A 14,125-nucleotide genomic window follows, 5' to 3' on the forward strand; every position below is an offset into this window, starting at 1 on the left:
GGGCATTGGCTTTTTACCGGCACACGACCGAAACGAAAAACGCATCATGTTTAAGGCCGCTGCCGATGATGTTGACTCAATAGACCCCGCCGTAAGACACATCCCCGCCAACAGAATTCACTGCTCGCGCACAAATGATCAGGCCAGCGGGCCATTGAGCAGCGGCACAAAACGTACCGCCCCGAGCACATGCCGGGAGAAGCCTTCGTCCTCACGGATAATGAGCATCAATTGTTGCACTTCGCCGGAACCCACCGGGATCACCAAGCGGCCGCCAGGAGCCAGCTGGTCGAGCAACGCCTGCGGCACATCCGTGGCCACCGCCGTGACGATAATGCCGTTGTAAGGCGCCAGCGCCGGCCAACCTTCCCAGCCATCGCCCCAGCGGAACACCACATTGCGCAGGTTCAGTTCCACCAGGCGCTCCTTGGCGCGATCCTGCAACACCTTGATCCGCTCCACCGAGAAGACGCGCTCCACCAACTGTGACAGCACGGCCGTCTGGTAGCCGGAGCCGGTGCCGATCTCCAGCACCTTGTCCAGCGGGCCCGCCGCCAGCAACAGTTCGCTCATGCGCGCGACCATGTACGGCTGGGAGATCGTCTGGTTATGGCCGATCGGCAGCGCCGTGTCTTCATAAGCACGATGGGCCAGGGCTTCATCGACAAACAGGTGCCGAGGCGTGCGCCGGATCACTTCGAGTACCTGGGCGTTGGACAAGCCCTCTTCGTACAGACGCTGGATCAAACGCTCACGAGTACGCTGGGAAGTCATCCCGATGCCACGACGCAGCAGGTCGTCTTGTTCACGAGCCATCAGCGCAGGCCCTCCAGCCAGCCATCGAGACTACTGAAGGCATCACTGAAGGTGCGATCGAGTTGCAACGGGGTAATCGAGACATAGCCTTGCATCACCGCATGAAAGTCCGTGCCGGGGCCGCCATCTTCGGCGTCGCCTGCGGCGGCGATCCAGTACCCCTCCTTGCCACGCGGGTCGACCACTTTCAACGGCGCCGCCGCGCGGGCGCGGTGACCCAGGCGCGTCAGCTGGATGCCGCGAATATGCTCGAGGGGCAGGTTGGGAATATTGACGTTGAGCACCGTACGCGGTGGCAAGTCCAGGGAGCCGTGGGCTTCCACCAGCTTGCGCGCGAAATAGGCCGCGGTCGGCAAATTGCTCAGTTGACGCGAGGCCAACGAGAACGCGAACGAGGTACGCCCGAGGAAGCGGCCTTCAAGGGCCGCCGCCACGGTACCGGAATACAGCACGTCGTCGCCCAGGTTCGCACCGAGGTTGATGCCCGACACAACCAGGTCCGGCTCTTGTTCCAACAGGCTGTTGATGGCCAGGTGCACGCAGTCGGTGGGGGTACCGTTCACGCTGATAAAGCCATTGGCCAGGATCTGCGGGTGCAGCGGACGATCGAGCGTCAGCGAACTGCTGGCGCCACTCTTGTCCTGGTCCGGGGCGACCACCACGCACTCGGCATAATCCACCAGCGCAGCATGAAGCGCGGCAAGACCGGGTGCGGTGGCACCGTCATCGTTTGATATCAGAATACGCATGGGCTGTCCGTCTGCCCCACCGGCACCAGATCAACAAGCTCGCGCACCAAGACAGTGGCGAAGCATCCGGCCGGCAGGACGAATTCCAATTGCAGAATGTCAGGCCCGGGATAATGCCACGTCAACCCGCCAATGGGCAGTCGCAGAATGCGACGTTCCTGGCTCATGCCGGCATTCACCAGCCAATCGCGCAGGTCGGGTTCACTGGCGGCGACGGCCTGTTCCAGTTCATGGGTTGCGCCGGTCGTCGGTGAGTCACCCTCGCCCCACTGTGGCCCTGTCGGGTGCAGGTCGAGGATCGCCAGGCGCGGGTCGCTGCATTCAGCCTCCCCCGCCGGGAAAAAACTGCGACTGTCGGTAAAGGCCAGCAAATCACCCACCTGGGCGCGTTGCCAGGAGCCATCCGCGACACGGGCAGCCAACACTTTGTTGAACAGGAAACTGCGCGCAGTGGACAGCAGGCGCGAACGCACATTGCGCTGCTCCGGCAAGGCCTTGCGGACCGCCCACTCACGCGCGTCCACCACATTGCCCCCGTTGTGGCCAAACCGTTGCGCACCGAAATAGTTGGGAATGCCGTGCTGGGCGATCAGTTGCAAGCGTGCGTCGATAGCCGCATGATCACCTGCCAACTGCGTCAGGCGCAGGGTAAAGCCGTTGGCCGAATGCGCACCGCGTTGCAGCTTGCGTTTATGGCGAGCGGTTTTCAGGATCTTGAGGGTGTCGTTTTCCGCCGCGCTCATATCCGGATCAGCCTTGCCCGGCAACTGCACGCTGAACCATTGGCGGGTGAGCGCCTGGCGATCCTTGAGCCCGGCGTAGCTGACGGTACGCAACGGGACGCCAGCGGCCTTGGCGATACGCCGTGCAGCTTCTTCAGTATTGAGGCCGCGTTTCTCCACCCACAACCACAGGTGTTCGCCCTCGCCGGTCAATGGGATATCCAGCACTTCGTCGACCTGGAAATCTTCGGCCGTCGCCTTCAGTACCGCGCGGCCCAAGGCCTCGCCGTAGGCCCGTGGGCCCAGCAGTTGCAGGTCATTCATGCGCGCAGCAACAAGGCGACGGAGTGCACCGCAATGCCCTCTTCACGACCGGTAAACCCGAGCTTCTCGGTGGTGGTGGCTTTCACGTTCACTTGATCCAGTTCAATGTGCAGATCCGCAGCAATCAGTGCGCGCATCGCTTCAATGTGGGGGGCCATTTTTGGCGCCTGGGCGACGATGGTGTTATCGACGTTGCCGACCTTCCAGCCCTTGGCATGGATCAGTCCGACCACATGGCGCAACAAGACACGGCTGTCCGCGCCCTTGAACGTCGGGTCGGTGTCCGGAAAATGCTTGCCGATATCACCCAGTGCAGCCGCGCCGAGCAAAGCATCGCTCAAGGCATGCAGCACGACATCGCCGTCGGAATGAGCCAGCAACCCATGGTGATGTGCGATGCGCACGCCGCCCAGGGTGATGAAATCGCCTTCAGCGAAACGGTGCACATCATAGCCGTGGCCAATACGCATAAAAAAACGCCCCGATTTAATTCAGGGCGTGATTCTACCTACTTTTGCCTCACATTAACCGAGCAAAGCACGACCATGATGTCGCAAATGATCTTCGATGAAGCTGGCGATAAAGAAGTAGCTGTGGTCATAGCCAGGCTGCAGGCGTAGTTCGAGCGGGTGGCTGGCCGCTTTCGCCGCCTGCAGCAAGGCCTCAGGCTTGAGCTGCACCTCGAGGAAGTCGTCGCGGTCGCCCTGGTCAACCAGCAGAGGCAGCTTTTCCGAGGCTTCGCTGATCAGTGCGCAGGCATCCCATTCGCGCCACTTGGAGCGCTCTTCGCCCAGGTAGCGGGAAAAGGCTTTCTGACCCCACGGGCAATCCATTGGGTTGTTGATCGGCGAAAACGCCGACACCGAGAGGTACCGCCCAGGGTTGCGCAAGGCGCACACCAGCGCACCGTGGCCACCCATGGAGTGACCGCTGATCCCGCGCTTGCCCGAAGCCGGGAAATGCGCTTCAACCAATGCGGGCAATTCCTGCACCACGTAGTCATGCATCCGATAGTGCTTGGCCCAGGGTTCCTGGGTGGCATTCAGATAGAAGCCGGCGCCCAGGCCGAAATCCCAGGCGTTGTCCGGATCACCCGGCACCCCAGGGCCACGAGGGCTGGTGTCGGGCGCAACGATGATCAGCCCCAGCTCGGCCGCCATGCGCTGGGCGCCGGCTTTCTGCATGAAGTTCTCATCGGTGCAGGTCAATCCGGACAGCCAATACAGCACCGGCAGCTTGCCGCCCTGCTCCGCCTGCGGCGGCAGGTAGACGGCGAAGGTCATGTCGCAACCGAGCACGTCGGAGTGATGCTTATAGCGTTTATGCCAGCCACCGAAGCTTTTCTGGCACGACAGGTTTTCCAGACTCATGGCCGACCTCAGAAGTGGATGACGGTACGAATACTCTTGCCTTCATGCATCAGGTCAAACGCTTTGTTGATGTCTTCCAGGCCCATGGTATGGGTGATGAACGTGTCCAGCGGGATCTCGCCGGTCTGCGCCATTTCCACGTAGCTTGGCAATTCCGTCCGGCCGCGCACGCCACCGAAGGCCGAACCGCGCCAGACGCGCCCGGTCACCAGTTGGAATGGACGCGTGGAAATTTCCTGGCCGGCGCCGGCCACGCCGATGATCACCGACTCGCCCCAGCCTTTGTGGCAGCACTCAAGGGCGGCACGCATCAGCTGTACGTTGCCGATGCACTCAAAGGAAAAGTCCACGCCACCGTCCGTCAAATCGACAATCACGTCCTGGATCGGGCGGTCGTAGTCTTTCGGGTTGATGCAGTCGGTGGCGCCCAATTGCTTGGCGATTTCGAATTTGGCGGGGTTGATGTCGATGGCAATGATACGACCGGCCTTGGCCTTTACCGCACCAATCACCGCTGACAGGCCAATACCGCCCAGGCCGAAAATGGCCACGGTGTCGCCCGGCTTGACCTTGGCGGTGTTGATCACCGCGCCAATGCCGGTGGTGACGCCGCAACCGAGCAGGCAAACTTTTTCCAGCGGTGCTTCTTTAGGAATCTTGGCCACGGAAATTTCCGGCAGCACGGTGTACTCCGAGAAGGTCGAGGTGCCCATGTAGTGGAAAATCGGCTGGCCCTTGTAGGAAAAACGCGTGGTGCCATCGGGCATCAGGCCCTTGCCCTGGGTCGAACGGATGGCCTGGCACAGGTTGGTCTTGCCCGAGAGGCAGAATTTGCATTTGCCGCATTCCGGGGTGTACAGCGGGATCACGTGATCGCCGACCGCGACCGAGGTCACGCCCTCGCCGATGGCTTCAACCACCGCGCCACCTTCGTGCCCCAGGATCGACGGGAAAATGCCTTCAGGGTCAGCCCCCGACAGGGTGTAGGCATCGGTATGGCAAACGCCGGACGCGACCACGCGCAACAGCACTTCGCCGGCCTTGGGCATGGCGACATCCACTTCAACGATCTCAAGGGGTTTCTTGGCTTCGAAGGCCACGGCGGCACGGGACTTGATCATCCGGGTTTCTCCTGGGAGTTAAAAACTTAGACGGTGAGTGTAAAACATGCTCCGCTGATTAATAATCCAAGCGAAAGCAAAACTTTATTGCTGTACAGGGACAATCACCATGCTGGAGAACCGCTGGGAAGGCATCGATGAGTTCGTCGCCGTCGCTGAATGCAGCCAATTCACTGCGGCAGCCGAGCGACTGGGGGTGTCCTCGTCCCATATCAGCCGGCAAGTGGCGCGCCTGGAAGAACGCCTGCAAACGCGGTTGCTGTACCGCAGCACGCGCAAGGTCACCCTGACCGAAGCCGGCCAGACCTTCCTGCAACATTGCCAGCGCTTACAGGACGGTCGCGAAGAAGCCCTGCGCGCGGTCGGCGACCTGGGTAGCGAACCCAAGGGCATGCTGCGCATGACGTGCGCCGTGGCCTATGGCGAACGCTTTATCGTGCCGCTGGTGACACGGTTCATGGCGCTCTATCCGCAACTGCGGGTGGATATCGAATTGAGCAATCGGCAACTGGACCTGGTGCACGAAGGCCTTGACCTGGCGATCCGCCTGGGACGCCTGCAAGACTCACGCATGGTCGCCAGCCGGCTGGCCCCGAGGCGTATGTACCTGTGCGCGTCGCCGTCTTACCTGGCGCGGTATGGTCGGCCACATAGCCTGTCGGAATTGAGTCGGCATAACTGCCTGATTGGCAGCTCGGATATCTGGCAACTGGCCCAGGATGGGCGGGAATTTTCCCAACGCGTGCAGGGCAACTGGCGCTGCAACAGTGGCCAGGCAGTGCTGGATGCGGCGCTGCAAGGGGCGGGGCTGTGCCAACTGCCGGATTATTACGTGCTGGAGCATCTGCACAGCGGCGCGCTGGTGTCGTTGCTGGAGGCGCATCAACCGCCGAATACGGCGGTGTGGGCGCTGTATCCACAGCAGCGGCATTTGTCGCCGAAGGTCAGGAAGCTGGTGGATTTCTTGAAGGAGGGGCTGGCCGAGCGGCCGGAGTACAGCGTAGAGGCTTAGCAAAACCCTGTAGGAGCGAGCTTGCTCGCGAAAATCCTGAGAGCGCCGCGTTAATCCAGGCATCCTGCGTTATCGTTGGCGTTTTTCGCGAGCAAGCTCGCTCCTACAGTGAGCGATTCATCCACCGCAACCGCAGCCACTCCAGGTCTTCCGGCCGGGTCACCTTGATATTGTCCGAGCGCCCTTCGATCAGGCGCGGCGCCTGGCCGGACCATTCCATGGCCGAGGCTTCGTCGGTGATCAGCGCATCGGCGACCAGGCTGTCAGCCAACGCACGGTGCAAGGCCCCCAGACGGAACATCTGTGGCGTATAGGCTTGCCAGATCAGGCTGCGGTCGACGGTTTCCACCACACGGCCATGCTTATCCACGCGCTTGAGGGTGTCGCGGGCTGGCACGGCGAGTAAGCCACCCACCGGATCGTCCGCGAGCTCGCCCAGCAGCTTGTCGAGATCATCACGGCTCAGGTTGGGCCGCGCGGCATCGTGCACCAGTACCCAATCGTCATCGCTGGCACCCAGGGCATTGAGGTGCAGCAGTGCATTGAGTACCGAACCCGAGCGCTCAGAGCCACCGTCCGCGCGATGAATACGCGGGTCGGCGGCACACGCCAGGTTGGGCCAATAAGGGTCATCAACCGCAAGACTGACCACCAGGCTCTTGAGCGATGGGTGGTCGAGAAAACAGCCAAGGCTGTGTTCGAGAATAGTGCGCCCGCCCAGTTGCAGATATTGCTTGGGACGGTCCGCGGCCATACGGGCACCGACGCCCGCGGCAGGAATCACGGCCCAGAAGGCCGGCAAGCAGTTGTTCATTGGGCCAACTGGTAGAGGGTTTCGCCCTCCTTGACCATGCCCAATTCATGACGAGCCCGCTCTTCAACGGTCTCCGTGCCTTTTTTCAGCTCAAGCACTTCGGCATCGAGCACGCGATTACGCTCCAGCAGGCGTTCATTTTCGGCGTGCTGGTCGGCAATTTGCTGGGTCAGGTCTTTTACCTGCGCAAAGCTGCCATTACCCACCCATAGGCGGTACTGCAGGCCTGCCAGCAACAAGAGCAAGACGAGGAACAACCAATTGGGACTGCGCATCGAATATCGGGTATCCAGTGAAAAAAGACCGCCATGCAAAACTTTTGCAGCAACTGATAGCACGAAGCCTGGAAGAACCAGGCTTGTGCTTGATAGCCACCAGATTAGCGTTGAAATTCACACTGTCGTGATCTTTCCGACGCAACCCGAAGACTTTTTACCATTTACTGATCAGCCGCGAAACTCACCGCGACCGTTGTACTTGGCTTTACCTGCCAGTTGCTCTTCGATACGCAGCAATTGGTTGTACTTGGACACGCGGTCGGAACGGCACAGGGAACCGGTCTTGATCTGGCCTGCCGAGGTGCCCACGGCCAGGTCGGCAATGGTCGAGTCTTCGGTTTCGCCGGAGCGGTGGGAGATCACGGCAGTGTAGCCCGCAGCCTTGGCCATCTGGATGGCTTCCAGGGTTTCGGTCAGGGTGCCGATCTGGTTGAACTTGATCAGGATCGAGTTGGCGATCTTCTTGTCGATGCCTTCTTTCAGGATCTTGGTGTTGGTCACGAACAGGTCGTCGCCCACCAGCTGGATTTTCTCGCCGATCTTGTCGGTGAGGATTTTCCAGCCATCCCAGTCGGACTCGTCCAGGCCGTCTTCGATCGAGATGATCGGGTAGCGCTGGGTCAGGCCCTTCAGGTATTCAGCGAAACCTTCGGAGTTGAACACCTGGCCTTCGCCGGACAGGTTGTACTTGCCATCTTCATAGAACTCGCTGGCCGCGCAGTCCAGGGCCAGGGTCACGTCGGTGCCCAGCTTGTAGCCTGCGTTGGCCACGGCTTCGGAGATCACTTTGAGTGCATCTTCGTTGGACGCCAGGTTCGGTGCGAAACCACCTTCGTCACCCACCGCCGTGCTCAGGCCACGGGCCTTCAGTACAGCCTTGAGGTGATGGAAAATCTCGGTGCCCATGCGCAGGCCTTCGGAGAAGGTCTTGGCGCCAACCGGCTGCACCATGAATTCCTGGATATCAACGTTGTTATCCGCGTGCTCGCCGCCGTTGATGATGTTCATCATCGGCACCGGCATGGAGTACACGCCTGGAGTACCGTTGAGGTTGGCGATGTGGGCGTACAACGGCAGGTCCTGGTCCTGGGCGGCGGCCTTGGCAGCGGCCAGGGACACGGCGAGGATGGCGTTGGCGCCCAGGCTGCCTTTGTTTTCAGTGCCGTCGAGCTTGATCATCGCGTGGTCCAGGGCTTTCTGGTCCAGCGGGTCCTTGCCCAGCAACAGGTCACGGATCGGGCCGTTGATGTTGGCTACCGCTTTCAGTACACCTTTGCCCAGGTAACGGCTCTTGTCGCCATCACGTAGTTCCAGCGCTTCGCGCGAACCGGTGGAAGCACCGGACGGCGCGCAGGCGCTGCCGATGATGCCGTTATCGAGAAGCACGTCGGCTTCGACGGTGGGGTTGCCACGGGAGTCGAGAACTTCACGACCTTTGATGTCGACGATTTTTGCCATTGTTGTAAACACTCCAAAGTTGACGAAAACGCTCTATACCGCTCGATTTAACTTGTCGCGCACATTGCAAGACTTGGAACAAACTTGCCAGTAATAGTGCCCTATCGGGCCTCATCGCGAGCAAGCTCGGCTCCTACACGGAGAAATGGCGCTTACGCGGTCTCTACCGTCGGAAAACTCTTGACCAGTTCGTCCAACTGCTTGAGTTGGGCCAGGAATGGCTCCAGCTTGTCCAGGCGCAGGGCGCAGGGGCCGTCGCACTTGGCGTTGTCCGGGTCCGGGTGGGCTTCCAGGAAAAGCCCGGCCAGGGACTGGCTGATGCCCGCCTTGGCCAGGTCCAATACCTGGGCACGACGCCCACCCGCGGAATCGGCGCGGCCACCTGGCATTTGCAGCGCATGGGTCACGTCGAAGAACACCGGGTATTCAAACTGTTTCATGATGCCGAAACCGAGCATGTCCACCACGAGGTTGTTGTAGCCGAAGCTCGAACCGCGCTCACAGAGGATCAACTGGTCGTTACCCGCTTCCACGCACTTGTTCAGGATGTGTTTCATCTCCTGAGGCGCGAGGAACTGGGCTTTCTTGATATTGATCACCGCGCCGGTCCTGGCCATGGCGACCACGAGGTCGGTCTGGCGCGACAGGAAGGCCGGCAACTGGATGATGTCACACACCTCGGCGACCACGGCAGCCTGTTCAGGCTCGTGGACGTCGGTGATGATCGGCACGCCGAAGGCTTGCTTGATGTCCTGGAAGATCCGCATGCCTTCTTCAAGGCCCGGGCCCCGATAGGAGGTCACGGACGAGCGGTTGGCCTTGTCGAAGCTGGCCTTGAACACGTAAGGGATACCCAGTTTCTGGGTCACCTTTACGTACTCTTCACAGACCTGCATCGCCATGTCGCGGCTTTCCAGCACGTTCATGCCGCCGAACAGCACCATGGGCTTGTCGTTGGCAATCTCGATATCGCCAACGCGAATGATCTTCTGGGCCATCAGGTTTACGCCTTCTTCTGATGTTGCGTCAGTGCTGCTTTGACGAAACCGCTGAACAACGGGTGACCGTCGCGCGGTGTCGAAGTGAACTCAGGGTGGAACTGGCAGGCCACGAACCACGGATGATCCGGCGCCTCGACCACTTCAACCAGCTTGCCATCACCCGAGCGACCGGAGATTTTCAGGCCGGCGGCTTTGATCTGCGGCAGCAGGTTGTTGTTCACTTCGTAGCGATGACGGTGACGCTCGACGATCACATCCTTGCCGTAGCAGTCGTGAACCAACGAACCCGCTTCCAGCAGGCAGTCCTGTGCGCCAAGGCGCATGGTGCCGCCCAGGTCGGAGGTTTCGGTACGGGTTTCAACGGCGCCGGTGGCGTCTTCCCACTCGGTGATCAGACCCACGACCGGGTGGCCGCTGGAGTGATCGAACTCAGTGGAGTTGGCGTCCTTCCAGCCCAGCACGTTACGGGCGAACTCGATAACGGCCACCTGCATGCCCAGGCAGATCCCCAGGTATGGCACCTTGTTCTCACGGGCGTACTGCACGGCGGTGATCTTGCCTTCCACGCCACGCAGGCCGAAACCACCGGGAACGAGGATCGCATCAACGCCTTCGAGCAGCGCGGTGCCTTGGTTCTCGATGTCTTCGGAATCGATATAGCGCAGGTTGACCTTGGTACGGTTGCTGATGCCGGCGTGGCTCATCGCTTCGATCAGCGACTTGTAAGCGTCCAGCAGCTCCATGTACTTGCCGACCATGGCGATGGTGACTTCGTGCTCAGGGTTGAGCTTGGCGTCGACCACGGCTTCCCACTCGGACAGGTCAGCACCGCTGCATTGCAGGCCGAAACGTTCGACCACAAAATCGTCCAGGCCCTGGGAATGCAGGATGCCTGGGATCTTGTAGATGGTGTCGGCGTCTTCCAGGGCAATCACCGCACGTTCTTCAACGTTGGTGAACTGCGCGATCTTGCGACGCGAGGAGATATCGATCGGGTGATCGGAGCGGCACACCAGCACGTCCGGCTGCAAGCCGATGGAACGCAGTTCCTTGACCGAGTGCTGGGTTGGCTTGGTTTTGGTCTCGCCCGCGGTGGCGATGTACGGCACCAGGGTCAGGTGCATCAGCATCGCGCGCTTGGCGCCGACTTCGAAACGCAACTGGCGGATGGCTTCGAGGAACGGTTGGGATTCGATGTCACCCACGGTGCCACCGATCTCGACCATCGCCACGTCGGCATCGCCCGCACCCTTGATGATACGGCGCTTGATTTCGTCGGTGATGTGCGGGATCACCTGGATGGTTGCACCCAGGTAGTCACCACGACGCTCCTTGCGCAGCACGTGTTCGTAGACACGGCCGGTGGTGAAGTTGTTGTTCTGGGTCATGGTCGTGCGGATGAACCGCTCGTAGTGGCCCAGGTCCAGGTCGGTCTCGGCGCCGTCGTGGGTGACGAACACTTCACCGTGCTGGAACGGGCTCATGGTGCCCGGGTCAACGTTGATGTATGGGTCCAGCTTGAGCATGGTGACCTTAAGTCCCCGCGCCTCCAGGATGGCCGCCAATGAAGCGGAGGCAATGCCTTTCCCCAATGAAGAAACAACACCGCCCGTGACGAATATGTAGCGCGTCATGAAAAACCCTAGAAGTCTGCGTTAAAGCGGTCCGAGCCGCCGGGGAAAGCGAAGGAAGGCCGAAGCCCCCGATCACCTGCATTAATCACAGTGCACCTTTCAAAAAAACCGCCGCGTGGTGACAGACCAGCAATGAAACACCGGTACGTTGATCGCTACACATTTTTTGGAATCGCCCAGCAAAGACTGCTTGGTAATCGGCAACTGCTGCGATTCAGGCGAATCCACAGAAGTTGTATCAAGAAGGGAGCGTAGTCTACCGGAAAGGCTCTATCAGCTCAAACCTTGATCGCAGGTCTGTGGCATCCAGTGCAATTGCCAGCTATCACTCGGTACTGGCCAGAGCCCCGCGAGGCTGGGCACACCCAGCAATTGCTCGCCCTGGTACAGCAGCGGCAATCTGCCACGGACAAAGCCTGGCAGCCCGCTTTCGTTAAGCAGACGCTTCAAGTCACGCCGGCCACGCCCCGGCACCTCAAGCATTTCACCGCCGCGGCGATAACGGACCTCCAGAGGACCGTCGGGCGCCTTGCCGATAAATTCCAGCCGCCCATTGCCGGGTAACACCAGCGGGTTTTGCGGCAGCGACCAGCTCACCGATGCGTCGGAAAAATCCGACCAAGTGGAGGGCAGCCACCAAATGCGCTCGCCGCAACGGTGTAATTCACCGTCGGCCAGGCGCCAAAGGGGCTGAGCGTCGGCCTTGGCATCTCGCAGAGAGAACCAACTTGCCCAGTGGTCGCTGTCTGGCAAGCGCGTCAGCGGTGTCAGCCAGTGGCGCAGGGCATTGCGCTGGCGGGCATCGGAAAGTTCGCGCAGTGGGCCGAGGTCCAATGACGGCAAAACCAACCAAGGAAACGCTGAAGGCTGATCGGCGGCGTGCAGGTCCATGCAGGCCAACTCGCCCAGCAACGCCTGGGCTTCACTGAGGTGTTCGGCCGTGCGGGCCAGATTGGAGACGGCTTGAGGCCAACGTTCGGTCAGCGTTGGGATCACGCGGTGACGCAGGTAATTACGGGAGAAGCGTGGGTCGGCGTTGGAAGGATCGTCAATCCACTTGAGCTGATGATCACTGGCATAGGCTTCCAACTCGGCGCGCGAGACATCCAGCAATGGCCGCGCCAGATAACCACCTGCCAACGGGCGATGCGCAGGCATTGCGGCAAGCCCTCGCACCCCCGCGCCGCGCAGTAGGCGAAACAGCAGCGTTTCGGCTTGATCATCGCGATGTTGGCCGGTGAGTACCACCTCCCCCACCCCAGTCACCTCGGTAAACGCCTGGTAACGCGCCTCACGGGCGGCACGCTCAAGGCTGGCGCCGGACTGCACCTGCACGCGCATGACCCGCAAGGGTACGCCCAGGCTGTCGCACACCGACTGGCAATGAATTGGCCAGGCGTCGGCGACAGCCTGCAGGCCATGGTGGACATGGATAGCGTTGAGGGGCGGCAATGTTTCGGATTTTGCCAGGGTGGCCAAAAGGTGCAGCAGGACAGTGGAATCAAGGCCACCGGAGAATGCGATATGCCAGGCCGGAGCGTTGCGCCAGGGCGCCAGGGTTTGCAAGAGTCTGGCGGGCAGAGCCGGTTTCATAACAGGTTACCGCCTCTGATCTGGAATACGTTCGCCAAGCATACACAAAGCAAATGTGGGAGAGGGCTTGCCCCCCGATAGCGGTGAGTCAGTCACTGGCTACATTGACTGACACTCTGCAATCGGGGGCAAGCCCCCTCCCACATGTTGGTATTGCGGCGGTCTTAGAGACCGTAGCTCATCAACCGCTCGTAACGACGGGCCAGCAGCGCTTCGTTATCCAGCTTCTTGAGCATCGCCAGTTGCGAGCCCAGCTCGGCGCGGATGGTCGCGGCAGCGGCAACTGGGTCACGGTGAGCACCGCCCAATGGCTCGGCGATCACTTTGTCGACAATCCCCAGGCCCTTGAGGCGATCAGCGGTAATGCCCATCGCTTCAGCGGCGTCCGGCGCTTTCTCGGCGGTTTTCCACAGGATCGACGCGCAACCTTCTGGCGAGATCACCGCGTAGGTCGAATATTGCAGCATGTTCAGCTGATCGCAGACACCAATGGCCAGCGCACCGCCGGAACCGCCTTCACCAATCACAGTGGCAATGATCGGGGTTTTCAGGCGGGCCATGACCCGCAGGTTCCAGGCGATCGCTTCACTCTGGTTGCGCTCTTCAGCGTCAATACCCGGGTAGGCACCCGGGGTGTCGATGAATGTCAGGATCGGCATCTTGAAGCGTTCAGCCATTTCCATCAGGCGGCAGGCCTTGCGGTAGCCCTCCGGACGCGGCATACCGAAGTTGCGACGCACTTTCTCGCGCACTTCACGGCCTTTCTGGTGACCGATCACCATCACCGGCTGGCCGTCCAGGCGGGCGATACCGCCCACGATGGCCGCGTCGTCGGAGAAATGGCGGTCGCCATGCAGCTCGTCGAATTCGGTAAAGATGTGCTGAATGTAGTCCAGGGTGTAGGGACGGCGCGGGTGGCGGGCCAGGCGCGCGATCTGCCAGCTGGTCAGCTTGCCGAAGATGTCTTCGGTGAGCGTGCTGCTCTTGTCTTGCAGGCGAGCGATCTCATCGCCGATATTCAGCGAATTGTCATTGCCGACCAGGCGCAGTTCTTCGATCTTGGCTTGCAGGTCAGCGATCGGCTGTTCGAAATCAAGAAAATTCGGGTTCATAAGCGTCCGTCTTGGGTCGACGGCCAAGGGGTGCCTGGCCAGCCGGTTATCTATTCGCGCCCTACCTTAAGGGAGAGGCGCGTCTAGGTCGAGATTAAATGTTTCGTCAATCAGGCTCATT

At 60.7% G+C, this 14,125-nt stretch carries 14 protein-coding genes; 1 reads left to right on the forward strand and 13 read right to left on the reverse strand.

Going from position 1 to position 14,125, the window contains the following annotated elements; all coding sequences use genetic code 11:
- Positions 1-138: 138 nt before the first annotated feature.
- The 6 genes from QU606_RS09565 to QU606_RS09590 are packed head-to-tail and all read right to left on the reverse strand — an operon-like array spanning position 139 to position 5,102.
- Positions 139-774, reverse strand: coding sequence for a protein-L-isoaspartate(D-aspartate) O-methyltransferase (locus tag QU606_RS09565; protein WP_169850588.1), 636 nt, complete (start codon positions 772-774; stop codon positions 139-141).
- A 41-nt stretch (positions 775-815) separates the two neighbouring features.
- Positions 816-1,565 carry a 5'/3'-nucleotidase SurE gene (surE, locus tag QU606_RS09570; protein WP_024073847.1) on the reverse strand — a complete coding sequence of 250 codons (750 nt, stop codon included), beginning with the start codon at positions 1,563-1,565 and terminating at the stop codon, positions 816-818.
- The gene (gene truD, locus QU606_RS09575; RefSeq protein WP_069075387.1) at positions 1,553-2,611 is read right to left on the reverse strand and encodes a tRNA pseudouridine(13) synthase TruD; all 1,059 of its coding nucleotides are present in this window, start codon (positions 2,609-2,611) and stop codon (positions 1,553-1,555) included. The genes surE and truD overlap by 13 nt, the downstream gene beginning before the upstream one ends.
- Positions 2,608-3,081, reverse strand: coding sequence for a 2-C-methyl-D-erythritol 2,4-cyclodiphosphate synthase (ispF, locus tag QU606_RS09580; protein ID WP_024073845.1), 474 nt, complete (start codon positions 3,079-3,081; stop codon positions 2,608-2,610). The genes truD and ispF overlap by 4 nt, the downstream gene beginning before the upstream one ends.
- Positions 3,082-3,135: 54 nt before the next feature.
- A complete protein-coding gene (fghA, locus tag QU606_RS09585; protein WP_069075388.1) occupies positions 3,136-3,981 on the reverse strand; it encodes an S-formylglutathione hydrolase in 846 nt (281 codons plus the stop codon).
- An 8-nt stretch (positions 3,982-3,989) separates the two neighbouring features.
- Positions 3,990-5,102 carry an S-(hydroxymethyl)glutathione dehydrogenase/class III alcohol dehydrogenase gene (locus tag QU606_RS09590; RefSeq protein ID WP_017137160.1) on the reverse strand — a complete coding sequence of 371 codons (1,113 nt, stop codon included), beginning with the start codon at positions 5,100-5,102 and terminating at the stop codon, positions 3,990-3,992.
- 109 nt (positions 5,103-5,211) lie between these two features.
- Here QU606_RS09590 and QU606_RS09595 point away from each other — a divergent pair, with 109 nt between their 5' ends.
- Positions 5,212-6,114: a LysR substrate-binding domain-containing protein gene (locus QU606_RS09595; RefSeq protein WP_069075389.1), complete on the forward strand. Its 903-nt coding sequence runs from the start codon at positions 5,212-5,214 to the stop codon at positions 6,112-6,114.
- Between the two features lie 103 nt (positions 6,115-6,217).
- Here QU606_RS09595 and ispD read toward each other — a convergent pair whose 3' ends face one another.
- The 7 genes from ispD to accA form a co-directional block, all read right to left on the reverse strand.
- On the reverse strand, positions 6,218-6,928 hold the full coding sequence (ispD, locus tag QU606_RS09600) for a 2-C-methyl-D-erythritol 4-phosphate cytidylyltransferase (RefSeq protein WP_304998341.1): 711 nt from the start codon (positions 6,926-6,928) through the stop codon (positions 6,218-6,220).
- Entirely contained in the window at positions 6,925-7,203 is a 279-nt protein-coding gene (gene ftsB / locus QU606_RS09605) for a cell division protein FtsB (RefSeq protein ID WP_003172294.1), read from the reverse strand. The genes ispD and ftsB overlap by 4 nt, the downstream gene beginning before the upstream one ends.
- Positions 7,204-7,374: 171 nt before the next feature.
- A complete protein-coding gene (eno, locus tag QU606_RS09610) occupies positions 7,375-8,664 on the reverse strand; it encodes a phosphopyruvate hydratase (RefSeq protein WP_024073841.1) in 1,290 nt (429 codons plus the stop codon).
- Between the two features lie 152 nt (positions 8,665-8,816).
- Entirely contained in the window at positions 8,817-9,662 is an 846-nt protein-coding gene (kdsA, locus tag QU606_RS09615; protein ID WP_024073840.1) for a 3-deoxy-8-phosphooctulonate synthase, read from the reverse strand.
- 5 nt (positions 9,663-9,667) lie between these two features.
- Positions 9,668-11,299 carry a CTP synthase gene (locus QU606_RS09620; protein ID WP_024073839.1) on the reverse strand — a complete coding sequence of 544 codons (1,632 nt, stop codon included), beginning with the start codon at positions 11,297-11,299 and terminating at the stop codon, positions 9,668-9,670.
- A 273-nt stretch (positions 11,300-11,572) separates the two neighbouring features.
- Positions 11,573-12,892, reverse strand: coding sequence for a tRNA lysidine(34) synthetase TilS (gene tilS, locus QU606_RS09625; RefSeq protein WP_304998342.1), 1,320 nt, complete (start codon positions 12,890-12,892; stop codon positions 11,573-11,575).
- 164 nt (positions 12,893-13,056) lie between these two features.
- A complete protein-coding gene (accA, locus tag QU606_RS09630; RefSeq protein WP_024073837.1) occupies positions 13,057-14,004 on the reverse strand; it encodes an acetyl-CoA carboxylase carboxyl transferase subunit alpha in 948 nt (315 codons plus the stop codon).
- Positions 14,005-14,125: the final 121 nt, after the last annotated feature.

Source organism: Pseudomonas sp. OVF7 (genome assembly GCF_030644265.1).
GTDB lineage: Bacteria > Pseudomonadota > Gammaproteobacteria > Pseudomonadales > Pseudomonadaceae > Aquipseudomonas > Aquipseudomonas gorinensis.

What these genes read in the sequence shown, in the direction of transcription:
- QU606_RS09620 (WP_024073839.1), bottom strand. Translation starts at nt 11,299, where the DNA reads ATGACGCGCTACATATTCGTCACGGGCGGTGTTGTTTCTTCATTGGGG.
- accA (WP_024073837.1), bottom strand. Translation starts at nt 14,004, where the DNA reads ATGAACCCGAATTTTCTTGATTTCGAACAGCCGATCGCTGACCTGCAA.
- QU606_RS09595 (WP_069075389.1), top strand. Translation starts at nt 5,212, where the DNA reads ATGCTGGAGAACCGCTGGGAAGGCATCGATGAGTTCGTCGCCGTCGCT.
- surE (WP_024073847.1), bottom strand. Translation starts at nt 1,565, where the DNA reads ATGCGTATTCTGATATCAAACGATGACGGTGCCACCGCACCCGGTCTT.
- kdsA (WP_024073840.1), bottom strand. Translation starts at nt 9,662, where the DNA reads ATGGCCCAGAAGATCATTCGCGTTGGCGATATCGAGATTGCCAACGAC.
- QU606_RS09565 (WP_169850588.1), bottom strand. Translation starts at nt 774, where the DNA reads ATGACTTCCCAGCGTACTCGTGAGCGTTTGATCCAGCGTCTGTACGAA.
- fghA (WP_069075388.1), bottom strand. Translation starts at nt 3,981, where the DNA reads ATGAGTCTGGAAAACCTGTCGTGCCAGAAAAGCTTCGGTGGCTGGCAT.
- truD (WP_069075387.1), bottom strand. Translation starts at nt 2,611, where the DNA reads ATGAATGACCTGCAACTGCTGGGCCCACGGGCCTACGGCGAGGCCTTG.
- ispF (WP_024073845.1), bottom strand. Translation starts at nt 3,081, where the DNA reads ATGCGTATTGGCCACGGCTATGATGTGCACCGTTTCGCTGAAGGCGAT.
- tilS (WP_304998342.1), bottom strand. Translation starts at nt 12,892, where the DNA reads ATGAAACCGGCTCTGCCCGCCAGACTCTTGCAAACCCTGGCGCCCTGG.
- ispD (WP_304998341.1), bottom strand. Translation starts at nt 6,928, where the DNA reads ATGAACAACTGCTTGCCGGCCTTCTGGGCCGTGATTCCTGCCGCGGGC.
- eno (WP_024073841.1), bottom strand. Translation starts at nt 8,664, where the DNA reads ATGGCAAAAATCGTCGACATCAAAGGTCGTGAAGTTCTCGACTCCCGT.
- ftsB (WP_003172294.1), bottom strand. Translation starts at nt 7,203, where the DNA reads ATGCGCAGTCCCAATTGGTTGTTCCTCGTCTTGCTCTTGTTGCTGGCA.
- QU606_RS09590 (WP_017137160.1), bottom strand. Translation starts at nt 5,102, where the DNA reads ATGATCAAGTCCCGTGCCGCCGTGGCCTTCGAAGCCAAGAAACCCCTT.